The sequence below is a fragment of the Plantactinospora sp. DSM 117369 genome (assembly GCF_053764795.1).
On the sequence record NZ_CM132446.1, the window covers coordinates 3,935,592 to 3,961,174 of the forward strand.

General features: G+C 72.2%; 20 protein-coding genes. 11 read left to right on the forward strand and 9 right to left on the reverse strand.

The window, feature by feature from the left end; translation table 11 throughout:
* The first annotated feature begins 94 nt into the window (after positions 1 to 94).
* The 8 genes from ACSMXO_RS17090 (at position 95) to ACSMXO_RS17125 (ending at position 14,240) form a co-directional block, all read left to right on the forward strand.
* The gene (locus tag ACSMXO_RS17090) at positions 95 to 2,467 is read left to right on the forward strand and encodes a DUF6351 family protein (protein WP_455418501.1); all 2,373 of its coding nucleotides are present in this window, start codon (positions 95 to 97) and stop codon (positions 2,465 to 2,467) included.
* Positions 2,468 to 2,772: 305 nt separating this feature from the next.
* A complete protein-coding gene (gene ectB, locus ACSMXO_RS17095; protein WP_455418502.1) occupies positions 2,773 to 4,182 on the forward strand; it encodes a diaminobutyrate--2-oxoglutarate transaminase in 1,410 nt (469 codons plus the stop codon).
* Entirely contained in the window at positions 4,179 to 8,249 is a 4,071-nt protein-coding gene (locus tag ACSMXO_RS17100) for a Pls/PosA family non-ribosomal peptide synthetase (protein WP_455418503.1), read from the forward strand. The genes ectB and ACSMXO_RS17100 overlap by 4 nt, the downstream gene beginning before the upstream one ends.
* 203 nt (positions 8,250 to 8,452) lie before the next feature.
* Entirely contained in the window at positions 8,453 to 10,012 is a 1,560-nt protein-coding gene (locus ACSMXO_RS17105; protein WP_455418504.1) for a glycosyltransferase family 39 protein, read from the forward strand.
* 439 nt (positions 10,013 to 10,451) lie between these two features.
* Complete coding sequence (locus ACSMXO_RS17110) at positions 10,452 to 11,438, forward strand: efflux RND transporter periplasmic adaptor subunit (RefSeq protein ID WP_455418505.1); 987 nt, start codon at positions 10,452 to 10,454, stop codon at positions 11,436 to 11,438.
* Positions 11,435 to 12,253, forward strand: coding sequence for an ABC transporter ATP-binding protein (locus ACSMXO_RS17115; RefSeq protein ID WP_455418506.1), 819 nt, complete (start codon positions 11,435 to 11,437; stop codon positions 12,251 to 12,253). Before ACSMXO_RS17110 ends, ACSMXO_RS17115 begins: the two co-directional genes overlap by 4 nt.
* Entirely contained in the window at positions 12,250 to 13,569 is a 1,320-nt protein-coding gene (locus ACSMXO_RS17120) for an ABC transporter permease (protein ID WP_455418507.1), read from the forward strand. The genes ACSMXO_RS17115 and ACSMXO_RS17120 overlap by 4 nt, the downstream gene beginning before the upstream one ends.
* Before the next feature lie 206 nt (positions 13,570 to 13,775).
* Positions 13,776 to 14,240, forward strand: coding sequence for a hypothetical protein (locus ACSMXO_RS17125; protein ID WP_455418508.1), 465 nt, complete (start codon positions 13,776 to 13,778; stop codon positions 14,238 to 14,240).
* A gap of 50 nt (positions 14,241 to 14,290) precedes the next feature.
* Here ACSMXO_RS17125 and ACSMXO_RS17130 read toward each other — a convergent pair whose 3' ends face one another.
* The 6 genes from ACSMXO_RS17130 to ACSMXO_RS17155 all read right to left on the reverse strand — a co-directional run bounded on the left by ACSMXO_RS17130 (position 14,291) and on the right by ACSMXO_RS17155 (position 18,605).
* Positions 14,291 to 14,503, reverse strand: a complete 213-nt coding sequence (locus tag ACSMXO_RS17130; protein WP_455418509.1) for a ferredoxin — start codon at positions 14,501 to 14,503, stop codon at positions 14,291 to 14,293.
* Positions 14,504 to 14,511: 8 nt separating this feature from the next.
* Positions 14,512 to 15,690, reverse strand: a complete 1,179-nt coding sequence (locus tag ACSMXO_RS17135) for a cytochrome P450 (protein WP_455418510.1) — start codon at positions 15,688 to 15,690, stop codon at positions 14,512 to 14,514.
* 119 nt (positions 15,691 to 15,809) lie between these two features.
* Positions 15,810 to 16,784, reverse strand: a complete 975-nt coding sequence (locus ACSMXO_RS17140; protein ID WP_455418511.1) for an NAD(P)-dependent alcohol dehydrogenase — start codon at positions 16,782 to 16,784, stop codon at positions 15,810 to 15,812.
* Positions 16,781 to 17,014, reverse strand: a complete 234-nt coding sequence (locus ACSMXO_RS17145) for a helix-turn-helix transcriptional regulator (RefSeq protein ID WP_346256820.1) — start codon at positions 17,012 to 17,014, stop codon at positions 16,781 to 16,783. Before ACSMXO_RS17145 ends, ACSMXO_RS17140 begins: the two co-directional genes overlap by 4 nt.
* A 2-nt stretch (positions 17,015 to 17,016) precedes the next feature.
* Positions 17,017 to 17,472 carry a hypothetical protein gene (locus tag ACSMXO_RS17150; protein ID WP_346256821.1) on the reverse strand — a complete coding sequence of 152 codons (456 nt, stop codon included), beginning with the start codon at positions 17,470 to 17,472 and terminating at the stop codon, positions 17,017 to 17,019.
* Positions 17,473 to 17,558: 86 nt separating this feature from the next.
* Positions 17,559 to 18,605, reverse strand: a complete 1,047-nt coding sequence (locus tag ACSMXO_RS17155; protein ID WP_455418512.1) for a hypothetical protein — start codon at positions 18,603 to 18,605, stop codon at positions 17,559 to 17,561.
* 488 nt (positions 18,606 to 19,093) lie between these two features.
* On the opposite strand from ACSMXO_RS17155, the gene ACSMXO_RS17160 reads away from it, so the two are divergent.
* Positions 19,094 to 20,224, forward strand: a complete 1,131-nt coding sequence (locus tag ACSMXO_RS17160) for a hypothetical protein (RefSeq protein ID WP_455418513.1) — start codon at positions 19,094 to 19,096, stop codon at positions 20,222 to 20,224.
* Between the two features lie 538 nt (positions 20,225 to 20,762).
* Here ACSMXO_RS17160 and ACSMXO_RS17165 read toward each other — a convergent pair.
* On the reverse strand, positions 20,763 to 21,359 hold the full coding sequence (locus tag ACSMXO_RS17165) for a class I SAM-dependent methyltransferase (protein ID WP_455418514.1): 597 nt from the start codon (positions 21,357 to 21,359) through the stop codon (positions 20,763 to 20,765).
* 495 nt (positions 21,360 to 21,854) lie between these two features.
* On the opposite strand from ACSMXO_RS17165, the gene ACSMXO_RS17170 reads away from it, so the two are divergent.
* The gene (locus ACSMXO_RS17170) at positions 21,855 to 22,826 is read left to right on the forward strand and encodes a sugar phosphate isomerase/epimerase family protein (protein ID WP_455418515.1); all 972 of its coding nucleotides are present in this window, start codon (positions 21,855 to 21,857) and stop codon (positions 22,824 to 22,826) included.
* 144 nt (positions 22,827 to 22,970) lie between these two features.
* Here ACSMXO_RS17170 and ACSMXO_RS17175 read toward each other — a convergent pair whose 3' ends face one another.
* The gene (locus ACSMXO_RS17175) at positions 22,971 to 23,732 is read right to left on the reverse strand and encodes an FkbM family methyltransferase (RefSeq protein ID WP_455418516.1); all 762 of its coding nucleotides are present in this window, start codon (positions 23,730 to 23,732) and stop codon (positions 22,971 to 22,973) included.
* A gap of 51 nt (positions 23,733 to 23,783) precedes the next feature.
* Positions 23,784 to 24,107, reverse strand: coding sequence for a hypothetical protein (locus ACSMXO_RS17180; protein ID WP_455418517.1), 324 nt, complete (start codon positions 24,105 to 24,107; stop codon positions 23,784 to 23,786).
* Positions 24,108 to 24,225: 118 nt separating this feature from the next.
* Between ACSMXO_RS17180 and nhaA the strand changes: the two genes are divergently transcribed.
* Positions 24,226 to 25,539 (forward strand): Na+/H+ antiporter NhaA, encoded by a 1,314-nt coding sequence (gene nhaA / locus ACSMXO_RS17185; protein WP_455419253.1) that lies wholly within the window; start codon positions 24,226 to 24,228, stop codon positions 25,537 to 25,539.
* The last annotated feature ends 44 nt before the right edge of the window (positions 25,540 to 25,583 follow it).

A 25,583-nucleotide genomic window follows, 5' to 3' on the forward strand; every position in this document is an offset into this window, starting at 1 on the left:
GGCACGCCCTGCTCCGATCTCGACAACGGAGCGATCCTCGTGACATCGTCGGTGTCCGCCACCATCCGGGCTCCGGGGACGAGACGGAGAGACGATGTCTGCGCTGAGGTTCCTCGCTCGCCGTCGGCGTACCGCTGACCGCACCGTCCACACCGGCCGGCTCGACCGAGGGCGCTGGTCGAGCCCGCAGGTCGGGACGGGTCGGGTGGCGAGCAGGCCCCGCAGCCACCGGGGTGTCACCGCCGGGCTCGGAATCGCCCTGACCGTCGTCCTCACCGCAGGTGTGGCGACACCGGCCGCCGCCTGGACCGGCGGCACCGGGCAGCGGCTCGACATCGAGATCCTCTCCAGCCGGCCGGACCAGGTCAGTGGTGGCGACGCACTCGTCCGGGTCACGCTCGGTGGCCGGGTCGACCCGGGTACGGTCCGGGTCACCCGCAACGGCACCGACGTCACCCGCGCGCTCCAGGTCGACGGCCGCTCGCTGCGCGGCGTGGTCGACGGGCTCCGGGACGGCGCCAACCTGCTCCGGGCGAGCGCCCGGTCGGCCCGTACCGCGACGCTTGCCGTCCGCAACCATCCCGTCTCCGGTCCGATCTTCTCCGGGCCGCCGCAGTACCCGTTCCTCTGCCGCACCGAGCAGAACGGGCTCGGCGCACCGCTGGTGGACAACCAGGACGGGCAGGGCATGCGGGTACGCGGCCCGGACGGCGAGGTCGTCGGCTGGAGCCGGGACTGTGCCGCCCCGACCGTCACCGACCGGCTCTACCGGGCCACCGACGGCACGTTCAAGCCGATGCCCTCGGACGGCACCCGGCCGGCCGACCTGACCACCACCCGTACCCTGGACGGCCGGACCGTCGACTACGTCGTACGCCGGGAGCGCGGCACCATCAACCGGTTCGTCTACTCGATCGCCGTGCTGGAGGCGAACTGGAACCGGCGGGTCATCTACCGCTTCGACGGCGGGGTGGCGATCGGACACGACCAGGGGCGGCTCCCGGGTGGGCACCTTTACCACGAGGGACTCTCGCTCGGCTACGCCGTCCTCTACTCCACCGGCACCCGCACCGCCACCCACTACAACCTGGTGCTCGGTGGCGAGACCGCGCTGATGCTGAAGGAACACTTCGTCGAGGAGTACGGCGTCCCGCTCTACACCGTCGGGGTCGGCGGTTCCGGTGGCGGCATCCAGCAGTACGTCTACGGCCAGAACTACGGCAACCGGGTGATCGACGCGGCGATACCGCAGTACTCGTACCCGGACATGGCCACCCAGACCATCCACGTCGGCGACTGCGAGCTGCTCGAGTACTACATGGACGTCACCGATCGGGCGAACCCGAAGTGGCGGGACTGGGAGAACCGGACCTGGCTGATCGGCATGAACGCCAGCGCGACGGTGCCGAACCCGTACCTCGGGGGTGCGCCCGGCTCCACCGAGTGCATCGAGGGCTGGCGCGGGCTGACCCCGCTGGCGCTGAACCCGCGCTGGTCGCCCGGTGACCCGCTCTGGGCCCAGATGGACCCGCCGGGTGTCGCGGAGACGGTGCAGTGGTCGCACTGGGGCGACCTGGTCAACATCTACGGCACCGGCCCGGACGGGTACGCCCGATCCACCTGGGACAACGTCGGCGTCCAGTACGGGTTGTCGGCGCTGACCTCGGGTCGGATCACCCCGGCCGAGTTCCTCGACCTGAACGCCCGGGTCGGCTCCTGGAAACCGCAGTCGGAGATGGTGCAGGAGGGCTGCCCGTTCACCCCGGCGGCCTGTGCCGACCCGGCCCAGTTCGACCCGTGGTCGTCCCGGAACATGCGACTGTCGCCGGACGGCGGCCGGACACCGGCACCGCGTACCACGGGGGACCGGCAGGCGATCCGAGCCGCGTACGAGTCGGGGATCGTCTTCACCGGCGACATCGACATCCCGATCATCGACTGGCGGCACTACCTCGAAGACCAGTTGGACATGCACAACTCGCACCAGTCCTTCGCGTCCCGGCAGCGGATGCGCGAGTACGACCGGAACGCCGGCAACCAGGTCATCTGGTTCACCGACGCCCGGCCGGCCGAGGCGTTCGACCAGACTCCAGAGGCGCTGGCGGTGATCGACGACTGGATGGCCAACCTGCGTACCCGGCCGTGGCGGGGTGTGCAGGGCAACAAGCCGGCGCTGGCCGTGGACCGCTGCTTCAGCACCACCGGTACGGAGATCGCCCGGGGCGACCACGTCTGGGACGGCATCCTCGACAACCGACCCGACGGCGCCTGCACCCGGGAGTTCCCGCTCTACGGCACGTCGCGCACCGTCGCCGGTGGTCCGATCGAGGGCGGCGTCTACGCCTGCGACCGGCAGCCGGTCCGGGTGGCGATCGCCCGGGGACTCTACGGGTCGTGGCGCCCGACCGACGCCGAGCGGCGGCGCCTCGAACAGATCTTCCCGACCGGGGTCTGCGACTACCGCTGACCCGGAACCCCACGCCCCGCGCCTGCCGGCCGACGGCACGCCGCGACTCCCTCGGCGCCGCGCCCGGCCCGGCGGTCGGAAAATCGCTCGTGGATGTGTCCTTCGTCGAAACGCAATCATGTATCAGGGCGCCCAGTCGTCCGTACTGCAACCATTGAGTCGGCAATCCAACCAATTGATATCGCTGCCAATCGCCGCCGTGTCCCGGACGCCGTTCTCCGGTTGGACGTACAGACATCTGACACTCCCGGTCCTGGTTGGCGGCTGCGGTCGACCAGGTCATCGGGCACGGCGCAGAAGGAGCGATGACGGTGCGCGGAGCGGCGGGCGCGGATGAGAAGCAGATATTCGAGCGTCGAGAATCGGCGGTGCGGAGCTATTGCCGCCAATTCGACTGCGTATTCGACACGGCGGAGGGAAGCGTGGTCCGGGACGTCACCGGCCGCGAGTACCTCGATTTCGTCGCCGGTGCCGGTTCGCTGAACTACGGGCACAACGACCCTGACATGCGGGACGCGCTGATCGCCCATCTGGAACAGCGCGGGATGTCGCACTGCCTCGACCTGTCCAGCTCGACCAAGGGTGCGTTCCTCACCGCGTTCGAGTCGTTGGTGCTGCTGCCCCGGGGGCTGGACTACCGGGTGCAGTTCACCGGCCCGACCGGGGCGAACGCTGTCGAGGCGGCGCTCAAGCTGGCCCGCAAGGTGACCGGGCGGACCAACGTGGTCGCCTTCACCAACGGCTTCCACGGCGTCTCGCTGGGCGCGCTGGCGGCGACCGGGAACCGGCACCACCGGGTCGGCCCGGAGCTTCCGCTGCCCGGGGTGACCCGGATGCCGTACGACGGATACCAGGGCGCCGGGATCGACACCGCCGACCTGCTGGCGCGGATGCTGCCGGACCCGTCCAGCGGGCTGGACGCGCCCGCCGCGATCCTGCTGGAGACCGTGCAGGGCGAGGGCGGCCTGAACGTCGCCTCGGCCGGCTGGCTGCGGCGGATCGCCGAGTTGGCCCGCAGCAGCGGTGCGCTGCTGGTGGTCGACGACGTGCAGGCGGGGTGCGGTCGTACCGGCACGTTCTTCAGCTTCGAGCCGTACGGGATCGTTCCGGACCTGGTCGTGCTCTCGAAGTCGATTTCCGGGTTCGGCCTGCCGATGGCGCTGCTACTGATCCGTCCCGAGTACGACCTCTGGCAGCCCGGCGAGCACAACGGCACGTTCCGTGGCAACGCGCACGCCTTCGTCACCGCGCGGGTGGCACTGACGAAGTTCTGGTCCGGTGACGACTTCACCGCCGACGTGGCGCGCCGTGCCGACCTGCTCGCGCGCCGGCTGGCCGAGGTGGCCGACGCCGTGCCGGGCGCGGTGGTGAAGGGACGCGGGATGATGCGTGGCGTCGACGTCGGCTCGGGGGAGCTGGCCTCGGCCATCAGCCAGCGCTGCTTCGCGGACGGCCTGATGCTGGAGACCGCCGGCTCGCACGACCAGGTGGTCAAAGTGCTGGCGCCGCTCACCACTCCGGACGAGCTGCTCGACAACGGCCTCGACATCCTGCTGGCGGCGGCCCGCGCCACCGCGCCGGCGGAGCCGGCCGCCGGATCGGACCAGGAAGACCGAGCGGAGCCGGCCGTCGGGTCGGAGCGGGACGACCAGGCGGAGCCGGCCGTCGGGTCGGAGCGGGACGTGTGGGGCTCCTCCGGCCTGGTGCCGGCGTGACCGGGCCGGCCCCGGTGGCGCCGGGTGCCGCTCCCGCCGTCGCGCCCCGCACCCCGGTCCCGGCCACCCGGCCCGGCGCCGGCCTGGTGCTGACCGCGCCGGGCGCGGACAACCGGGTCCGCTGGCGACCGGGTGACCGCCTGCACCACCTCTTCGAGCAGCGCTGTGACCGCTTCGCCGCCGAGGGTGATCCCGGGCACCTCGCCGTGGATGACGGCGGGCGCCGGCTGACCTTCGCCGAACTCGACGCCCGGGCCAACCAGTTCGGCCGGCTTCTGCTGGCCCGGGGCGTGCGACCGGGCGACCGGGTCGGGTTGCTCCTGGACCGGTCGGCCTTCGCCTATCTGGCCATGCTTGCGGTCTCCAAGATCCACGCGGTGTACGTCCCGGTGGACGCCAACTTCCCGGCGGACCGGATCGGCTTCGTCGTCGCCGACGCGGGAGTCGGGACGATCGTCACGCTCTCGACGCTGGCCGACCGGGTCGACGGCGTCACCGGCACGGTGATCCGGATCGACACCGACCCGGACCTCGACCGGTACCCCCACCACCGGATCGCGCCGGACGAACGCGGGCCGGCCTCGGGCGACCTGGCGTATCTCATCTACACCTCCGGCAGTACCGGTCGGCCCAAGGGCGTCGCCATCGACCAGGCGAACATCTGCAACTTCGTCCGGGTGGCCGTGGAGTGCTACGGGCTGCGCCCGGACGACCGCGTCTACCAGGGGATGACGATCGCCTTCGACTTCTCGGTCGAGGAGATCTGGGTGCCGCTGGTCTCCGGCGCGACGCTGGTGCCGAGTACCGCGCCCGGGGCGCTGGTCGGCAGCGACCTGGCCGGCTTCCTCACCCGGCAGCGGGTCACCGCACTCTGCTGCGTACCGACGCTGCTGGCGACGATCGAGGAGGAGCTGCCGGAGCTGCGGTTCGTGCTGGTCTCCGGCGAGGCATGTCCGGCGCATTTGGTGGAGCGGTGGCACCGGCCGGGCCGTACGCTGCTCAACGTCTACGGCCCGACCGAAACGTCCGTCACCGCCACCTGGACCCGGCTGGAGCCGGACCGGCCGGTGACGATCGGGGTGCCGCTGCCGACGTACTCGGTGGTGATCCTGGATTCCGACCACCGGGTCCTGCCGGCCGGCCAGACCGGAGAGATCGGCATCGCCGGGGTCGGCCTCTCACCGGGGTACGTCAACCGGCCCGACCTGACCGCCCGGGCCTTCATCCCGGACCAGGTAGGTATCCCGGGCAATCCCTCGGGACGGATCTACCGGACCGGTGACCTCGGCCGGATCAGCTCGGACGGGCAGCTCGAGTATCTGGGCCGGATCGACAGCCAGGTCAAGGTGCGCGGGTACCGGATCGAGCTGACCGAGATCGAGTCGGTGCTGCTGCGGCTGCCGGAGGTGGCCCAGGCGGCGGTGACGACGTACCAGCCGGAGCCCGGGGTCGTCGAACTCGCCGCCTTCTACACCCGGCGGGCCGGTGCGGCGGCGCTGGACAGCGCGGCGGCACTGGCCGCGCTGCGGACCCGGCTGCCGGGCTACATGGTCCCGGCCTATCTGGAGGAACTGCCGGAGCTGCCGACGCTGCCCAGCGACAAGGTGGACCGCAAGCGCCTGCCAGCCCCGTCCGGGCCGCGTGCGCTGCCGGCGACGCCGGTGGTCGCCCCGGTCGGGCCGACCGAGGGCGCGCTCGCGGAACTCCTCGCCGACCTGCTGCGGGTGGACCGGGTCTCGGTCCGGGACGACTTCTTCGCCGACCTCGGCGCCGACTCGCTGGTGATGTCCCGGTACTGCACCCGGCTTCGGGAACGGCTCCGTGCCGACGTCTCGATCAAGGACGTGTACCTGCATCCGACCGTCCGCGCCCTGGCCACCGTCGTCGGGGCGGACACCCCGGCGACACCACCCGAACCGCCGCGCCCGGCGCACCGGGTGCCGAGCAACCTTGAGTGGTACGGCTGCGGGGTGCTGCAGACCCTCTTCGGGCTGGGCTACCTCGTGCTGCTCGCCGCCGTGGCGCTCGCCGGGTACACCTGGATCACCGACGGCGCCGGCGCGGTCGACGTCGCGCTGCGGTCGCTGAGCTTCGGGGCGGCCTGGTTCGTCGTGCTGGCGGTGCTGCCGGTGGCGCTGAAGTGGCTGCTGGTCGGGCGGTGGCGGCCCGGCACCTTTCCGATCTGGGGGCTGCGCTACCTCCGCTTCTGGGTCGTCAAGCGGATGATCCGGGCCAACCCGCTGGTGCTCTTCGTCGGATCGCCGGTCTACAACCTCTACCTGCGCGCGCTGGGCGCGAAGATCGGCCCGGGTGCCCTGGTGCTGTCCCGGTCGGTGCCGGTCTGCACCGACCTGATCGAGATCGGCGCCGGGTCGGTCGTCGGCCGGGGCGCGAGTTTCCTCGGCTACCGGGCCGAGGCCGGCTGGATCACCACCGGCCCGGTCCGGCTCGGCCGGAACGTCCAGGTCGGCGAGGGCAGCGTGCTCGACCTCGACACCGTACTCGGCGACGGCGCGCATCTCGGGCACGCCTCGTCGCCGCGTGCCGGGCAGGTGGTACCGGCCGGAGCGCGGTTCCACGGGTCGCCGGCGGTGCCCGGCGGGAGCGGCAACCCGGTGGCGGAGCCCCGGCACTGCTCGGCGGTGCGCCGGGGCGGCTACGGCACCGCCCAGCTCCTCGGCCGGGTAGTGGTCGACACCCAGGTGCTGGTCGTACTCGCCGCCGTGGCCTTCGCGCTGGACATCAGTACGGTCTCCGGGTCGTTGCTGATGTTCGTCGGTGGCATCCTGCTCGGCGCGCTGCTGGTGCTCGCCGTGCCCCGGCTGGCGAACCTCTTCCTCGCCGCCGACCGGTCGTATCCGCTCTACGGCTGGCGGTGGATCTGCTTCCAGACGGTCTCCCGGTTCAGCAACGTCCCGTACTTCAACCTCCTCTTCGGAGACAGCTCGTACGTGATCGGCTACCTCCGGGCGATCGGCTGGCGGTTCCGGCAGGTACGGCAGACCGGCTCGAACTTCGGCTGCGGGCAGCGGCACGACACGCCGTTCCTCTGCGACGTGCGCGGCGGGGTGCTGGTCTCCGACGGGCTGTCGATGGGCAACGCCCGGTACTCACACACCTCGTTCGCGCTGTCCCGGGTCACCATCGGCGCGGAGAACTTCCTCGGCAACCGGGTCGTCTTCCCGGCCGGGGCGCGGGTCGGCGACAACTGCCTGCTGGCGACGAAGGTGATGGTACCGGTCGACGGCCCCGTCCGGTCCGGCGTCGGGCTGCTGGGCTCCCCGCCGTTCGAGATCCCCCGGTCGGTACGCCGGGACGCCGGCTTCGACGACCTGAGGGCCGGGGACGGGTTCCGCCGCCGGCTGTCCCGGAAGAACCGCTCGAACCTGCGCACCATGGGCTGGTACCTGCTCAGCGGCTGGCTGCTCTTCTACCTCTCGATCCAGACCGTGGTCCGGGTCGAGAGCATCCACGACGGCGCCCGGCCGAACCTGGTCACGTTCAGCGCCGGGCTTCTGCTCGCCCTGCTGCTGATCGTCGGCTACTCGGCCCTGCTGGACTGGCTCTGCCTCGGTTTCCGCCGGCTGCGCCCGTTGCGCTGTTCGATCTACGACCCCCGGTACTGGCGGCACGAGCGCTACTGGAAGCTCACCGGGGTCGGGCACCTCGGCCTGTTCAACGGCACCCCGCTCAAGCCGCTGCTGCTGCGCCTGCACGGCGTACGGGTCGGCCGGCGGGTCTTCGACGACGGCTGCGGGATACCGGAGCGGACCCTGGTGCGGATCGGTGACCACTGCACGCTGAGCGAGGGGTCGACGCTGCACTCCCACTCGCTGGAGGACGGCACGTTCAAGACGGACCGGATCCGGCTCGGTCGCGGCTGTTCGGTCGGCACCGGCGCGCTGGTGCACTACGGCGTCGAGCTGGCCGACGCGGTGGTGGTGGCTCCCGACTCGTTCGTGATGAAGGGCAGCAGCCTGCCGGCCGGCACCGTCTGGCGGGGCAACCCGGCCCGCCAGGTGTCGGGGCCGGGCGCCGCCCCGATCGGCGGTCGGCCGGCGGAGTAGCCGGGACGCCGACCGGCCACGGAGGACGGACCGTGGCCGGCGTCCTGGCCGGAGTCTGGCGTCCTGGCCGGAGTCTGGCGCGGAGCCCTGGTCGGAGCGCGTTTGACAGCCGATACATAACGGTTAAGCTATAACCGTTATCTATCGGCCGGCAGGGCTCGTGCCACGGGTGGCCGGCACCGCCACCAGGGGAGGGACGACCCATGACCGAGCACGCCGTCCGGCCCGCCGCGACCGCCGCGCCGCCGGACGTATCCGGAAGGACCGTGACCGACGGCGGCGGGCGTCGCTCGCTCGCGCCAATCGCCTGGCGACCGCTCGGCGCCGTCGCCGGCCTGGTCGCCGCGTTGCTGCTGGCCACCAATGGCGGCTACGGCTACCACCGCGACGAGCTCTACTTCCTGATGCTCCGTCCCGATTGGGGCTACCGGGACCAGCCGCCGCTCACTCCGGCGATCGCCCGGCTGGCCGACACGCTCTTCGGCGGCTCGCTCTGGGGCCTGCGGGTGCCGGCCACCCTCTTCGTGCTGGCGGCGCTGCTACTGGCCGCCCTGCTCGCCCGGGAACTCGGCGGCGGCGCACTCGCCCAGACCCTCGCCGCGTTCGGCCTGGGCACCGGGGCGACCACGCTGATCTTCGGGCACGTGCTGCTGACCGCCGGCTTCGACCTGGTGGTCTGGCTCGGCATCGTGCTCTGCGCCGCCCGGGCACTGCTGCGCGACCAGCCGCGCTGGTGGCTGGCGGCCGGAGCCGTACTCGGGATCGGGCTCTACAACAAACTGCTCGTGGTGCTGCTGCTGATCGGGCTCGGTGCCGGCCTGCTGGCGGTGGGACCGCGCCGGATCCTGGCCGGTCGCTGGCTCTGGGCAGGTGTCGCACTCGCCCTGCTGATCGGCGCGCCCAACCTGGTCTACCAACTCACCCACGAGCTGCCCCAGGCCGACATGGCCACGGCGCTCGCCGACGACAGGGGTGCCGAGTCGCGGAGCACGTTCGTGCCCTTCCAGTTCCTGCTGATCGGACCACCGCTGGCAGCGGTCTGGATCGCCGGCCTGGTCGGGCTGCTGCGTCGCCGACCGTGGCGGCCGGTACGCGCACTCGCCGTGGCGTACCTGGTGGTCTGCGTACTGGTGCTGGTGTCGGGCGGTCAGCACTACTACTCGTACGGGCTGCTCGGCGCGCTCTTCGCCGCCGGCTGTGTGGTGCTGGCCGACTGGCTGCGGCGGGGGCGACGGCGGCTGCGCGCGACCGTGGTCGGCACGGCATACCTGGTCAACGCGCTGGCGAGCGCGGTAATGGCACTGCCGCTGCTCCCGGTCGAGGTGCTCGGGGACTCGCCGGTGCCCGGGATCAACGTCACCGCCGCCGACTCGGTCGGCTGGCCCCGCTACGTCGACCAGGTGGTCCGGGCGTACGACGAACTCCCGCCCGCCGACCGGGCCGCGGCGGTCGTGCTGACCGCCAACTACGGCGAGGCCGGCGCCCTCAGCCGGCTCGGCGCCGACCGGCTTCCCCCGATCTACAGTGGACACAACGAACTGGGCTACTACGGCCCGCCGCCGGAGTCGGCGACGGTGCTGGTGGGAGTCGGGGTGGGCGAGGTGGGCGAACTCCGCCGATACTTCGGCGAGTGCCGGATCGCCGGACGGCTCGACAACGGAGTCGGGGTCGACAACGAGGAGCAGGGCGTGCCGATCGTGGTGTGCCAGGACCGCCGGCTGGCCTGGGCCGAGCTGTGGCCCCGGATCCGGCACTTCGACTGACCGTGAGCATGGCGGGGGTCGGTTCGTCGGTGCTGACCTGATCTGCCGGCAGTAGTGGGTGTGACCCTTGGCCTGACTGGCCTCGTGCCTTCGAGCTGACGTGTCCGCCCGCTGCTGCCGGCGCCGGCCCGGGGCTGACACGGGACAGTGCCCCGGCGGCCGTTCTGGTTTGATACGGCGGTAGCGGTGCGGATGGCACCGCACCGTCACGTGCCGGTCGTTTGTCGCGAAATCATCCCGTCCCGAGGGCAACCGATGACCGGCAGGCTGCGTCGTGTCAGATGTCGGTCCGGGATTAGGACAGTGAGGGGTACCGGTGCGAAGGCGACTACCGAACCTTTTTCCACCTCCCCTTGCGGTCCGCAGTGGCCGCAGGTGGAGGCTGGGACGCGCGCGCCACGCTGTCCAGGTTGGAATAGGTTGGCTGCTGCGCTCGTGCGTGCTCGTGGTGCTCGTCGGTGCGGGCGCCGCCTGCAGCGAGTCCGATCCGGAGGCCCAGACCCCCGGTCTGGCGGCCCGGGGCACCACCATGACCACGGCGAAGCCGGCCCGGCAGGATCTCGACAACCGGGTCAGCCTGGCCGGCAAGGTCACCATGAACCCGGTATTCGGGGTGGTGGCCCCGGTCGCCGGGCAGATCCGCTACCGCGACGTCGAGCCGCCGGAGAGCCCGCCGAGCAAGGCGACGCGGGTGGCCAGCATCTGGGCGAAGGGCAGATCCCACCGGGTCGACGTACCGGCCGGTGCCGTCTTCGCCGGCCGGCTGGTGGACGACCGGTCCACCGTCGCCGCCGGGATGCCGGTGGTGTCGGCGAAGCGGATCGGGTACGCGCTGGTCGCGGAGATCGACGGGGCTCAGGCGTACCAGATCTCGGACTCGCTGGCGACCGTGCAGGCCCAGATCAAGAACGGCCCCGGCCCGTTCGCCTGCAAAGTCCTCGGCACCATCGCCGCGCTGCCGGCCGGGACGATCCCGGACCCGCCGGCACCGGAACCGTCAACCGGCCCGTCGACCGGCCCCGAGGCGCCCCCGGTCGTGCCGGTCGGCCCGCCACCGGATCCCCGGCAGCCGGTCCAGCCGTCCGAGCCGACCGGCATGCGGGTGGTCTGCACGGCGCCGTCCAACGTCAAACTGATCAACGGTGCCACCGCCACCCTCGAGGTGGTCACCGCCCGGGCCAGGAACGCGCTGGTGCTCCCGGTCGAGGCGGTTGCCGGCGGTCAGGGCCGCGGCAAGGTGGACGTGGTCGGCCCGGACGGCAACCGGGAGACCCGGGACGTGGTGCTCGGGCTCAGCGACGGCAAGGTCGTGCAGATCACGTCCGGGCTGACCGGTGAGGAGACGGTCGCCGTACCCGGCCCCGACCTGCCGCCGGCCAAACCGGCGCAGCCGGGTGGCCCCGCCGACCCGATGGGCGGGAAATGACGGCGCTGCTGGAGCTGCACGGCATCACCAAGACGCTGAAGGGACAGCAAACGCCACGGACCATCCTCGACGGCGTCGACCTGACCGTCGAGAGTGGAGAGAGCGTGGCGATCCTCGGCCGGTCCGGCTCCGGCAAGAGCACCCTGCTCAGCCTGATCGGCCTCTTCGACCGCCCGGACGGCGGCCGCTACCTGCTCGGTGGCCGGGACATCACCCGGCTGCCCGAACGCCGGGCCGCGGCCCTGCGCAGCGCCGAGTTCGGCTTCGTCTTCCAGCGGTTCTTCCTGCTGGGGCACCTCACCGCCGCGCAGAACGTGGCGATGGCCCTGGTCAACGGGCAGGGCTGGCTGTCCCGCGGCAAGCGCCGGGCCCGCACCATGGCCGCACTCGACCAGGTCGGCATCGCCCACCTCGCGAAGCACCGTCCGGCCCGGCTCTCCGGCGGCGAACAGCAGCGGGTGGCGGTGGCCCGGGCCCTGGTCCGGGAACCACGCCTGCTGCTGGCCGACGAGCCGACCGGCGCGCTGGACACCGAGACCGGCAACCTGGTGATCGAGGTGATGCGCTCGGCCACCGAACGGGGCTGCGGGCTGATCCTGGTCACCCACGACCGGGACCACGCCAACAAGATGCGCCGGGTGTTGCGGCTCAGCGACGGGGTGCTCAACCCCGTGCCCACCACCCCGGACGAGGGGTGGACGCCGGAGTCCGCCACGCCCGGGTCCGCCACGCCCTGGACCGATCCGGCCGAGGCGACGCAGGCCGCCCCGTCCGGGACCGCTCCGATCGGCGAGTTGGACGGGGCGACCCGGTGATCCGGCTCTCCGGGCGGTTCCGGTCCGCGCTGATCATCGGCGTCCAGGGCATCCGGGCCCGCAAGATGCGTACCTTCCTGTCGATGGTCAGCCTCTTCCTCGGCGTACTGGCCGTGGTGGTGGTGCAGGCCGGAGCCGAGACCCTCGAACGGGCCCAACTGGCCAACCTCGCGCTACAGGTGGGCAAGGACGGCACCCGCCAGGCGTACCTGCCGGCAAGTCCGGAGAGCGTCCAGGTCAGCACGGACACCCTGGCGAACCGGCCGGACGCGGTGGCGATCTCCACCCGGCGGGCGGTCGTCGGCGAGCCGGGAGTTGCCCCGATCAACCCCGGCGGAGCCCCGTTCGACCAGCCCGGCGGCTACGGTGGCCCGGGCGGCCCGATGTACTGCGACCAGTACGGCTGCCGGCCGATTTTGCCCGGCGGTGACGCGGGGACACCCGTACCGGGTCAGGCGATCGAGCTGACCCTGAACACGCTGACCGGCGACATCCGCCAGTTCAAGCCGTTCCGGAGGGTCTCCGGGCAGTGGCTGGACTTCACCTCGGCGCCGTCCCTGGCGCCCCGGCTGGTGCTCAATCTGGAGGCGGCGAAGGGCTTCAACCGGCACCAGGTACCGGCCGAGATGCGCATCGACGGGGCGACCGCCAACCCGACGCCCCGGATCGTCGGCGTGGTCGACGACGGCAACCCGCAACCGGTCGCCTACTCCCGGGCCGACGAACTGGCGAACTGGTTGTCCCCGGCGACCGGCCCCAGCGAATTCGGTCCCGGACTCCAGGTGATGATGGCTCCGACGGCGGGCGAGCTGGAACGGCTGCTGGTGCTCCGGCTGACCGCGACCGGAATACCGGCGGACCAGATCCACTTCGAGACGATCCAGGCCCGCAAGGAGATCGCCCGGGACCTGGCGTTGATCCGCTGGATCTTCCTCGGCATGGCGAGCCTGGTCCTGCTGATCGGGGTCGCCGGCATCCTCAACGTCGGGCTGGCGACCGTGGGGGAACGGGTCGAGGAGTTCGCGCTGCGCCGGGCGGTCGGCACCTCGCGGCTGCTGCTGGCCGGCATCGTCCTCGCCGAGACCCTGCTCACCGGCCTGCTCACCGCGGCCGCCGCGATCGGGGCGTCCGCGCTCGCCCTGAGCGTGGCCGGTACCCTCTTCGCCGACCAGGCGCCGTTCCTCGAAGACATGGTGTTCCCGTGGCGCGCGGGAGTCGCCGGCGTCGTCGCCGGCCTGGTGGCCGGGCTGCTCGGCGGACTCATCCCGGCCATCCGGGCCGCCCGCATCCCGATCGCGACCGTCATGCGCGCCTGACCGGCGGTACCCCCTTCGGCACGTCCGACCCGATCTCGTCCGTCGCGCGCCGCCGTGTCGGCTTCTGCGCGCTGCCCGCGGAAGTGACCGGGAGATACCTTCCGGTCGGCCGCATGCTTGGCGACCGGCCGGGAACGGCACACGCACCGGCACCGGGTCATCCGGGCCGGCTCGGCGGGACGACTCGGCAGCGAGGGTGGTGGGGGATGAGCGCGAAGAGGCGACCGGTGGACGAGGACCCGGGCGGGCAGCTCCAGCCGGACGACGCGGACGGCGTTCCGGCCGCCCTGGACGGGCAGAACCGTGGTCCGCAGTCGGTCGGGCCGTGGGGGACCACCGGCGGCACCGAGGATCGGGACGCCCCGTGGGGCGCCGCCGAGGACTCACCGCTGGACGAGGGTAGCGAGGAGGCCGGCCTGCCACCCGCGCGACGCGGCGAACGGCGGGCCGACGCGCAGCCGCCCCAACCGTGGGCGCAGGGCGCCGGCAAACACGGGTTCGGCCCGGTCGAGCCGACCCGTACCCCGGAGGCGGGACCGGGCGGCGCCCCGTCCGATCCCGGGCCGGGACGCCGGTTGTTTCCCGACGACACCGCGCTCGACGACCTCCGCAACAACCCGCTGGAGGAGCAGACCGGGATGCACTCCGAAGGCGTCAGCCGGCACGAGTAAGCGCTCACCCCCTGGACGTGACGCCCCGACCACCGCGCTCGACCGGAGGATCAGGGCGTGGCCGAGGGATCGGCGAGTGCCAGGGCCTGGCTGGGGCAGATGCGGATCGCCTCGCGTACCCGGCCGATCGTCTCCGCGTCCTCCGGGTCGCTCCGGAGGACGATCACGGTGCCGTCGTCGTCGCGCTGGTCGAACACCGTGGGCTCGGTGAGTACGCACTGGCCGGCGCCGACGCAGCGGTCGAGATCAGCCGTTATCCGCATCGCGTCTCCTACCAGGTGACCGGGAGGGAGTGCAGGCCGTAGACGGTGGAGTCGTCCTTGAACGACAGCTCGTCGGTCGGCGCGGCCAGCCTGAGGCCGGGAATGCGGGTGAAGAGGGTGTCGAAGACGATCTGGAGTTCGACCCGGGCGAGATTCTGTCCCAGGCACTGGTGGGCGCCGAAGCCGAACGCGATGTGGTGTCGGGCGGCGCGTTCGATGTCGAAGGTGTCGCCGTCGGTGAACGCGGCCGGGTCGCGGTTCGCCACGTTGCCGAGCGTGACGACGCCCTCGCCGGCGCGGATCAGTACCCCGCCGATCTCGACGTCCTGCACCGCGATCCGGGAGGTGACGTACTCGGCGATCGTGAAGTACCGGAGCAGTTCCTCGACGATCTGCGGCGTACTGGCCGGGTCTCTCCGCAGCGCGGCCAGCGCCTCCGGCCGCTCCAGCAGCGTCATCGTGCCGAGGGAGATCATGTTCCCGGTGGTCTCGTGCCCGGCCAGCAGCAGCAGGAACCCCAGACCGGCCAGATCCTCGTGATCGGCCCCCTTGGCCAGTTGCCGGCTCAGCAGGTCGTCCCCGGGCGTCTTCGCCTTCTCCGCGATCAGCGTGGCCATGTAGTCGCGGATCTCCTTGGCCGCGGCGAAGCGCTCCTGGGCCGGGGTCGACCGGAGCAGCAGGTTGGCCGAGCGGTCCTGGAAGAAGTCGTGGTCGGCGTACGGCACGCCGAGCAGTTCGCAGATGACCAGGGACGGCACCGGCAGGGCCAGCGCCGCAACGAGGTCGGCCGGACGTGGCCCGGCGAGGACGGCGTCGACGCAGTCGTCGACGATCTGCTGGATGCGCGGGCGCAGCGCGTTCATCCGCTTGATGGTGAACTCGCCGACGACGGCGCGGCGGGCCTCACCGTGTTCCGGCGGGTCGAGCCCGATCAGCAGCGGCCGCTCGTCGGCACGGCGCTGCTGACCGGGGGGCTGCAACGGATATCCCTCGCGATAGCGGTCGGAGCTGAACCGTGGATCTGTGAGCATGGTGCGGATGTCTTCGAGGCGGCTCAGCGCCCATGCGGTGGAGCCGTCCGGGAGGGTCACCCGGGCCACCGGCTCCTCCCGTTGCAGCCGCAGGTGTTCGGCGGGTGGCGCGTACGGGCAGGTGCGCTTGAGGGGAAGTACCGGAGAAGCGGCCATCGTGTCCTCTCCCATCGCCAGGGATGATCAAGCATACGAAGTTGCTCTCGCCGAACCGAGCGTACCGTCATCCGGAAGTCCCGCCGTCCACGTTGGTGGCCCGGCGCCGCCGGTCCGGCTCAGCCGGCTCCGGTCATGGTGACGATGAGGTTGCCGTACTTGCCGCGGTCCAGGTGGCGGTGTGCCTGTGTGATCCGCTCCAGCGGGTAGCGGTCCGCGATGACCGGCCGGAGCGTGCCGGCCTCCGCCAGCTCCCGCACGAGCTGCAGGTCGCGAGCCTTGTCCGCCGCCTTCCGCAGCCCGGTGAACGCGACGACCGCCTTCTTCCTGCCGAACGCCGCGGTCCACGGCATCTGGACCAGCAGGCCCAGCGACGGCACCGGGCTCAGATAGCGTCCGGCGGGGTTGAGCACCCGGCGGCAGCGCCCGAACGAACTGGTGCCGGCCACGTCGAAGACGACGTCGTAGGTCTGGCCGGCGCGGGTGAAGTCCTCCCTGGTGTAGTCGAGGACCGTGTCGGCGCCGAGCTCGCGTACCAGGTCGAGGTGGGGTGTGCTGCACACCCCGGTGACCCGGGCGCCGAAGTGTCGGCCGAGTTGCACGGCCGCGCTGCCGACACTTCCGGAGGCGCCATTGACCAGGAGTGTCTGGCCGGGGCGCAGTCGGGCCCGGTCCCGCAGGAACGCCAGCGCGGTGCCGTCGGCCAGGGCGACCGCCTCGGCGAAGTCGAGATTGGCCGGCTTGGGCGCGAGGGCACCGTCCTGGTGGACGCGGACGTACTCGGCGTGCGCGCCGAAGTCGGGCCCGGTGATCCCGACGACCTCGTCGCCGACCCGCAGTCGGGTCACGCCCGGCCCGACCGCCTCGACCACACCGGCGAACTCGGAGCCCAACACCGTCCACTTCGGTCGGCGGAGCCCGAAGAAGAGCCGGGAGAAGCCCGGCGAGCCGCGCCGGGCGGTGCCGTCGGTCACGCTGACCGTCGCGGCGTACACCCGGACGAGGACGTCCTCCTCGCCGGGAACGGGTGTCGGGACCTCCTCGACCCGGACGAGGTCGGCGGGACCGTACGTCCGGTACACGGCTGCTCTCATGGCTGCTTACCTCCGGTGTCGGGGTACTGGAAGACCTCTTCGAGCGGCACCGCGAAGACGTGGGCGATCTGGAACGCCATCTCCAGTGACGGCGAGTACCGGCCCTGCTCGATCGCGATGATCGTCTGGCGGGTCACCCCGATCCGCTCGGCGAGCTGGGCCTGCGTCATTTCGCCGGCGGCGAAGCGCAGGGCGCGGATCGAGTTGGTGACCCTGGTGGGCTTGACCACGGCTACATGCCCCTGCGGTAGGCGCGGAGCTTGACCACCGACCCGACCACCGCGGAGGCGACGAAGCCGAGGTAGAGCACGTTCGCGATCCAGAAGTGCTCGGCCTCGAACAGCGCCAGGCCGAGCGCCGCGAGCGCGGCGGCCATCAGCAGCCGCTGCCCGATGCGGTCGCCGAGCCAGTGGATCTCCCTGTCCCGGACGTCGCCGGAGTGGCTCTCGCTCGGGCGGGCGATCTCGACCGCGATGCGGACCACCATCGACGCCACGATCGAGACGCCGATGGCCAGCAGCAGCGTCGACACGTATGTCACCGCGGACACCGGTGTGCCGGCCAGCCGGCCCAGCACCACCGCGAGATAGCCGAGATAGACGGTCACCGCGACCACCAGGTCGACCCAGGTGCCCTTCTCCTCGTACGACATCCTCGCCACCTTCGAGAGGTAAAGAATCTTTGACATGTCGAAGAGTAAAGAACGGCAGACACCATGTCAAGTTTTCTAGACACGACGGGATCGGGTGCGCAGCTCCCCGGCCCGCCGGTGCGTCAGCTTTCGGCGGGCAGCAACCGCAGCCGGCTCGCGGCGTCACCCCAGATCGAGTACCCGTCGACGTACGGCCGCAGCAGCGCCGTCAGTTCCGGATCCCCTCGGCCGTTGAGGTCGTCCGAGGCGATCCGTCGAGCCGTCCCGGCGAGGAAGTCGGCGACCTGCACCCGGGGATCGAGATGCGACTCGGCGAACCTCAGGCCGGTCAACCGGCCGCTCGGGGCGTACCGGAGCAACGCCGGGTCCGGCTTGCCGAACAGTTCCCGCAACTGCGCCACGGACTCGGCGGTCAGCGCGGTCTGGATGTCGTGGACGATCGACACCGGACGGTCCGCCACGCTCCAGTACGAGACCGCCCGGACCAGTGCCGGCAGGATCGGGTTCAGCGCCGGAACCGCCCTCGGATCGGCGTGCAACCGTGCCACCAGAGACTCCAACCGTGGCCGGGCCGCCCTGAGCGGCTCGAGGATCTCGCCGACCGGCCCTGCCGGACCACTCGCCCCGACCATCTCGACCAGCTCGAAGAACGAGTCGACCGAGACCCGTACGCCGCGCCGGTTCCTCGGCCGCAGCAGATAGTTGAACGAGCCCAGCAGCGCGGTCCAGCGCTGCGGCCCGAGCGCGGCCGGACCCTCCCGGTGCAGGGCACGCGCCAGGGCCGTCGCCCGGTGGCCCTGGTGCAGCCCGAGGCTCGCCTCGTAGCCGAGGTCGTCGACCAGCAGGTTGACGAGCTTGCCGACGACGAAGAACGTCTTCTCGGTCAGGTGCACCCGGGCGTACCCGGACAGCGGCCCCTCGGCACCGAGCAACCAGACGAGCACCCGGCGGTGCTTCTCCCGCAGCAGGTGACCGGCCTTGTATTCGGTGGCCGGCGAGCGGATCCGGTCCCGCAACTCCAGGACACAGGTCGTCGCCGTCTCGGTGTCCAGTTCCGTGCTGGCGTGCGCGAAGACGTCGGTGACCCCGCCGACCAGCCGTTCGCCCTCCGAGCCGGATTCGTCGCAGGCGATCTCAAGGGGTTGGTCGGCCGTGTCTGACCCTGCCATCCGGCCTCTCCGTCCCGGTCGTTCCGCCCGGCCACCCGACCCCGCGCCGGTCGACTCGCCCAGCTCGCGCAGATCCAGCCTGCTGATCCGGGCCGAGTCCGGCAAGCGGAATTTCAGGCCGGCACCGCGACCGCCGGCAGCCGCACCGGTCACGGACGGGCCCGGCCCGCGACCGCCCGCGCTCGTCCCGTCGGCCGGCGGCCGTCCGGCTCCGCGTGGCGTGCCGGCCCATCCCGCCGCGCCCCACCGGTGCGGGCCGCCGCGACACCTCTCTCACCGGAGGGCCGTCGCTGGTCGACCCGAGCCATCGACTTTGGTTCAGATGAATTCGCCCAACGGCCGTTCCGGTCACCGGCGCCCACCCGGAACTGTGGCATGGGAAGGCGCGCCGCCCGGCCCGAGACGTGCACCCGGGTCCTCCCGGTGCGGTGACAGTCCCGGGGCCGAGCAGCGTGGAAGCCGTGATGGCGAGCAGCGAGGAGCCGCAGATGCCCGACCCCCGAGTCGTTCCGGCCGATGTCCCGGCGACACCAGCCGGCCCGGACACGAGCGTCCCGGGCCCGCCCCCGTCCCGGTGGCGCCGGATCGGCCCGGTCGTCGCGCTCTGGCTGCTCGCCCCGTGGGCGGCGGAGTGCGCGTGGGGCGGCTTCACCGTCGACGACTACCCGCTGGTCCTGGTCTTCCTGGGGCCGCTCTACGGCTCGGCCGCGCTGCTCATCCGGGAGACCGCCCGGCGGACCGGTGGCGGGTGGCCGGCGATCGTGCTGCTCGGCGCGGCGTTCGGGATGATCCAGGCCGGGCTGGTCGACCAGTCGCTGTTCAACGACGCCTTCCTGGACGAGACCGAGTTCGCCGACGCGGCCGCCGTCGCGCGGGCGACGATGGTACCGGGGCTCGGGTTCAGCGCCCAGAACGCGCTCGGGTATCTCGGCGGGCACGTCGTACTGAGCATCTGCGTTCCGATCGTGATCGTAGAGTCGTTCGTCCGGCCGGCCCGGCGCGCCGAGCCGTGGCTGGGCCGGTTCGGTCTGCTGGTCGCCGGGGTCCTCTACCTGCTCGGCAGCCTGCTGGTCTTCTCCGACGACGGCGGCCGGAAGGGCTTTTTGGCCAGCCCGCTCCAGCTGTCGTTCGCGGCGTTGACGGCGCTCGCCCTGACCGGCGCCGCTCTGCTGCCCAGGTGGCGGCGCGGACGTCGACCGGGCGGGCCCAACGCCCCGGCGGTCGCCCGAGCGCCGCATCCGATCTGGGCCGGGCTGGTGGTGTCCGGTGCCCGGCTCGCCGCCGACCCCGTGCCGAACTGGATCGGCGTCGCGATCGGAGCGGCGGCCAGTACGATCGCCGCAGTGCTGATCGTGCGGTGGTCCCGGCGTACCGGCTGGGGGCAGCGGCATGTCCTGGCCGCCTGGGGGGCCGGGCTGGTGGTGGCGGCGGCCGGGGCGTACGTGGTACCGAGCTACGCGGCCGCGTCGCCGACCCAGGCACTGGTCGCCGACCTCACGGTCAGTCTGCTCACGCTCGCGCTGCTCGGCGGGGCCTTCTGGCGGCTGCGTGCCGAACGGCCCGGCACGTCCGCACCGTTGCCCGGCAGTGCCTCAGCGGGTAGCGGCCGGTTGGTGTAGACGGTGATGCCGTAGCCGGTGCCGTGCCGGACCCAGCCCACCGCGTCGTAGAAGGCGGTGGTGCCGGCGACCTGCGGGACGGTCAGCAGCCACGCCGGCCGGTCACCGGTCAGCGCGGCCAGCAGCCGCCGGCCGAGCCCGCCCCTCCGGACCGCCGGATGGACGGCCAGCTCGGCGACCTCCAGCCAGTCGGAGAGCGTCTCGGCGGCCGGTCCGAGCAGCCGGCGTACCTGCCCGTAGGCGCGGTCGCCGGGGAACGGCGTCGGGGTGGTCAGCCCGACCGCGAACCCGGGAACGGCCCGGTCCGGGCGACCGGTTCCGACGGTCCCGCCGTCGTCGGCCAGGACGGCGGCGAAGCCCGGCTTCCCGGCCCAGTCGGTCAGCAGCTCACCGAACCGGGCGGCCCGCTCGGGGGAGTCGTTCCACGGCGGCGCGCAGAACACCGCCGCGTACGTCTCGACCAGCCGGTCGTGCAGGGCGAGCGCCTCCGGCCCGGTCAGCCGCCGCAGTGCGGGTACACCGGTGCGCTCCGGTCGGGTCACCCGGCCGACCGGTGGGCCCGGACCAGGGTGTCGATCGCCTCCCGGTCGGCGTCGACGACCGGGCGGCGTACCCGCTCGGCCCGGTCCACCGACAGGCCCGGCAGCCGGGCCGTGATCCCCTCCGGGCTGTACAGCACGGCCGGGTCCTGCGGCCCGCCGACGCCGTCCCGCAGATTCTCCACGTCGTGCCCGACCACCAGCAGCACCCCGCCCGGGGCGAGGGCCCGGGCGGCCCGGTCCAGCACGGTGCCGAGCTGCTCGGACGGCAGTTGCAGGTACGCCACCAGCACCAGGTCGAACCGGTCCGGCTCCGGAACGTGGTCGAGCAGGTCCGCGATGACCCACTCCACCTCGACGCCCGCCGCCTCGGCGAGGGTGCGTCCCTTGGCGATCGCGACGGCGGAGAAGTCCACGGCGCTGACCTGCCAGCCCCGGCTGGCCAGCCAGATCGCGTTGCGGCCCTCACCGGCGGCGAGGTCGACGGCCCGGCCCGGTGGCAGATCGGCCAGCTCGGCGTCGACGAACCGGTTGGGTTCGGCGCTCCAGAGCAGCTCCGTCGCGGCGTAGCGGCGGTCCCAGTCCGAGGCGTCCACGATCCGGCAGCCTACCCGCCGCCGGTGACGCTGCGAGCCGGATCGTCGATCAGGTCTTCCGGAGAGCCCGACCGGACGGGGCCGCCCGAAGCCGGAGGTGAGCACGGGGGCGCCTTCCCAGACATTTGCGGCCATGAAGCAGAACGTTCAGCAGCCTAGATCGGAAGGAGGTTTACAGCTTTGAAAAGTTTCGATAGCTTGACCATAACTTTCGGTTCGGCGGCCAAAAGTTGCCAGGAGACAGTTCGGGCGAGGTCGCGGCGCTCTGCGACTCCTCGCCGGCCCCGTCGCTTTGGCCTGCGCCGGGTAGACCGATGGGAGATCCATGCTGGACATGCGATTCCTCCGCGCCGGCCCCGGCCCGGTCGAACCCCGACCGGCCGTCACATCGCCACCGCCGTACCGCCGCCGGCGAGGACGGCGCCCCGGCCTGCGCCTGCTGCCGAGACCGGCCCGCTGTCGAAGAGGGGCCCGGTGTTGAGGAGGATCGGAACAATGGGTAAGCACAGCATCGACCGCCGCGCATTCCTGCGCGGGCTCGCCGGCACCACCGTCGCGGTCGGCGCCGCGACCCTGACCGAGGTGCCGGCCGTGGCCGCCCCGGATGGTCGGGGCGGCGGCGGTCGGCTCATCCCGAAGGAACGGACCGGCATCCAGCTCTACAGCGTGCGTGACAAGATCGCCGAGTACGGCTTCGCCCGGGTCTTCGAGGAACTGTCCCGGATCGGCTACCGCGAGGTCGAGTTCGCCGGTTACACCCAGGGCAGCGTGGGCGCCATCACCCCGCAGCAGATCCGGCGGCTGCTCGACTGCAACGGGTTGCGCGCCTCCGGCAGCCACCGGGGGCTGGGCGACTTCCGGAACAACCTCGACCAGGAACTGGACATCGCCCGTACCCTCGGCATGCGCTACCTCGGCACCGCGCAGGCACCGACCGAGGACCGCACGGTCGACGGTTACAAGGCGGCGGCCGAGGAGTTCAACGGCTGGGGTGCGCGGGCCGCCCGTTGGGGCATCACCATGTACCAGCACAACCACACCATCGAGTTCAGTTTCGCCACCGACCAGCCGTCGGTACGCCTGTACGACGTCTTTCTGGAGCACACCGACCCCCGAGTGGTGGCGCTGGAGATGGACATCCTGTGGGCGTACGGCGGGGCGCGCAAGTACCCCGGGTTCCGGCCGATCGACTACGTGAACGCCCACCCGCACCGCTATCCGCTCTTCCACGTCAAGGACGGGGTACCGCTGCCGGACCCGCAGCAGGGCAACTCGTACGCGGACGTGGAGTTCGGGCTCGGCGAGATCCCGTTCGCCGAGTTCTTCGCGGCGCTGCGCGGGCACGGCCGGCACGGATACCTCTGGGAGCAGGACACCGCGCCGGCCGTACAGCCGAATCCGCCCGGCTCGCTCGGTGCGGCCGAACGCAGCTACCGGCGCATGCGTGCGCTGCGGAGGAAGCGCTGAGCGAGTTGGTGGACGCCGTCGGGGTCGGTGCGCCGCACCGGCTCCGGCGGTCCGGCTCCGGCGGTCGATCCGGTCGGGGCGACGGACCGGTGCTGGCGCGGTGCCGGGCCGAGCTGACCGGGGGATGACCCTCGTGGCCCCGGCTCAGCTCGATGCCCGGGGCAGAAGGGCGTAGACGTCGCCGGATCGACCCAGCGGGCGGAAGCGTTCGAGCAGTCCTGTCAGGTCGGCGGCGTCCAGCCAGCGCTCGCTGGCGAACCGCATCGTCTCGATGGGCGAGTAGTTGTAGCGGTACCCGCCGGCCGTCGTACCCAGCCGGTCCACGATGTCGAGTGCGGTGAGCGCGGCATCGTGTGCCGACGGGAGGTACTCGAACGACAGCGCGGGCAACGGTCGGCTGAGCCCGGCGAGCACGTTCGGCTCGAAACCCTCGACGTCGATCTTGCAGAACGCCGGTACGCCGTACGCCGCGATGAGCTCGTCGAGGGTCGTCACGTCGACCTTCACCGCGCGGTCCCACCGCACCTGCTCGAAGCTGCGGTCCCTCGTCACCGACCGGATCCAGTCCGCCGACATCGTCGAGACCGTCGGGGTGGCGGTGGAGAGTGCCATCGTCGCCCGACCCGGTCGAGCGCCGAGCGCCGCCGGCACGATGCTGACCCTCCGGTCCCGCCGGAAGCCCCAGCGCAGGACGCGCAGGCAGTCTGGCTGCGGCTCGACGGCGACAACCCGGGCGCCCAGCCGCCGCCAGATGCGTACCCGACCGCCCACGTGCGCCCCGATGTCGAATCCGACATCCCCCGGCCGGAGGAACTGGCCGTAGAGTCGTGCGGCCCGGCGCTGGGTGACCGGTCGGCAGTGGTAGAGCAGCAGGGACCGGGCGATACCTCTGGCCCGGGTGAACATGGTCTCAACGTAACAGCGGCGATTGCTCCCCGCCCGCCAACGGGACGCCGGTCAGGCCCAGGTGAGGCGCTGGCGCAGCAGCGACTGCTCGGCGGGGTTGGCGGTCAGTGCCAGGGCGCGCTCGTCGGCGGCGCGGGCCTCGTCCGGACGGCCCAGGTCGCGCAGCAACTCGGCCCGGGTGGCGTGCGGCAGGTGGTAGCCGTCCAGCGGGCCTGCGCGGGGTTGGCGGCGCTCGGCAGGTACGCCTCTGAACAGCAGGTACACCACGGCCAGGACCTCGGCGAGGCGCTCGCCGAGCTCGTCGTCGGCCGGAATCCGGTACGGGATGCCCACGTCGGCGATCTTGCGTTTCGCCCGGGTGATCCGCTGGCCCACCGAGGCAGCGCCGCCGGCTTTCGGTTGGGGTGATGATCGCGGGTTCGGTAGGGTGGGAGCCGGTGTGCCGGGAAGTCTGGTCGGCGGTTCATTCGTCGACCCCACCGGAGGCACCGTGATGGCCACCCCTGGCAGCCGCACGCCGAGCCTGTTCTCCCGGGGGAGTTGGCCCGAGGTCCGCCGGGTCGGTGACATCCTGCGTACCGAGACCGTCGGCGGGGTGTTGCTGCTGATCGCCGCCGTACTCGCGCTGGCCTGGGCGAATTCGCCGTGGTCCGAGGCGTACCGGTCACTCGGCGACTTCACGATCGGTCCGGCCGCCCTGCACCTGGACCTCTCCCTGGCGACCTGGGCGGCCGACGGCCTGCTGGCGATTTTCTTCTTCGTCGCCGGGCTGGAGCTCAAACGCGAGTTCGTCGCCGGGGACCTGCGGGAACCCCGCCGGGCGATGCTGCCGGTCGCGGCCGCCCTCGGCGGCATGACGGTGCCGGCCCTGATCTACACGGCGTTCAACCTCCGGGCCGGGGACGGGGCGCTGGCCGGTTGGGCGATCCCGACCGCCACCGACATCGCGTTCGCCCTCGCCGTACTCGGGGTGATCAACACCCACCTGCCGGCGGCGATGCGCACGTTCCTGCTCACCCTCGCGGTCGTCGACGACCTGCTGGCAATCGTGATCATCGCGGTGTTCTACACCAGCGCCCTGCACTTCGGCTGGCTGCTGCTGGCGCTGGTCCCGCTGGCACTGTTCGGCCTGCTGGTCCAGCGGCGGGTGCGGTCCTGGTGGCTGCTGCTGCCGCTGGCCGCGGTGGCGTGGGCACTGGTGCACGCCTCCGGGGTGCACGCCACGGTCGCCGGGGTCGCGCTCGCGTTCACCGTGCCGGTGTCCCGGCGCACGCCGGGGCCCGGCCCGGGGCTGGCCGAGCACTTCGAGCACCGGTTCCGGCCGCTGTCCGCCGGGGTCGCGGTGCCGGTCTTCGCGTTCTTCGCCGCCGGGGTGTCGGTGGTCGGCGCGGGCGGCCTGGGTGCGTCGCTCACCGACTCGGTCGCCGTCGGGGTGGTGGTCGGGCTGGTCGTGGGCAAGGCCGTCGGGGTCTTCGGGGCGACCTGGCTGGTGCAGCGGTTCACCCGGGCCCGGCTCGCCGAAGGACTCGGCTGGTGGGACGTGTTCGGGCTGGCGCTGCTGGCCGGGATCGGCTTCACCGTGTCACTGCTGATCGGCGAGCTGGCGTTCGGCGCCGGCAGCGAACGCGACGACCACACCAAGATCGGCGTACTGCTCGGCTCGCTGCTATCGGCACTGCTCGCCGCGGTCGTGCTGCGCGCCCGTAACCGGCACTACCAGGGGATCTGCATGGTCGAGGAGCGCGACAGCGACGCCGACGGGGTGCCGGACGTCTACGAGGAAGAGGACCAGAGCACCCGGGGATGAGCCGGGTACCGGCTGCTGGTCGGTCTCTGCGACCCGCCGGGCCC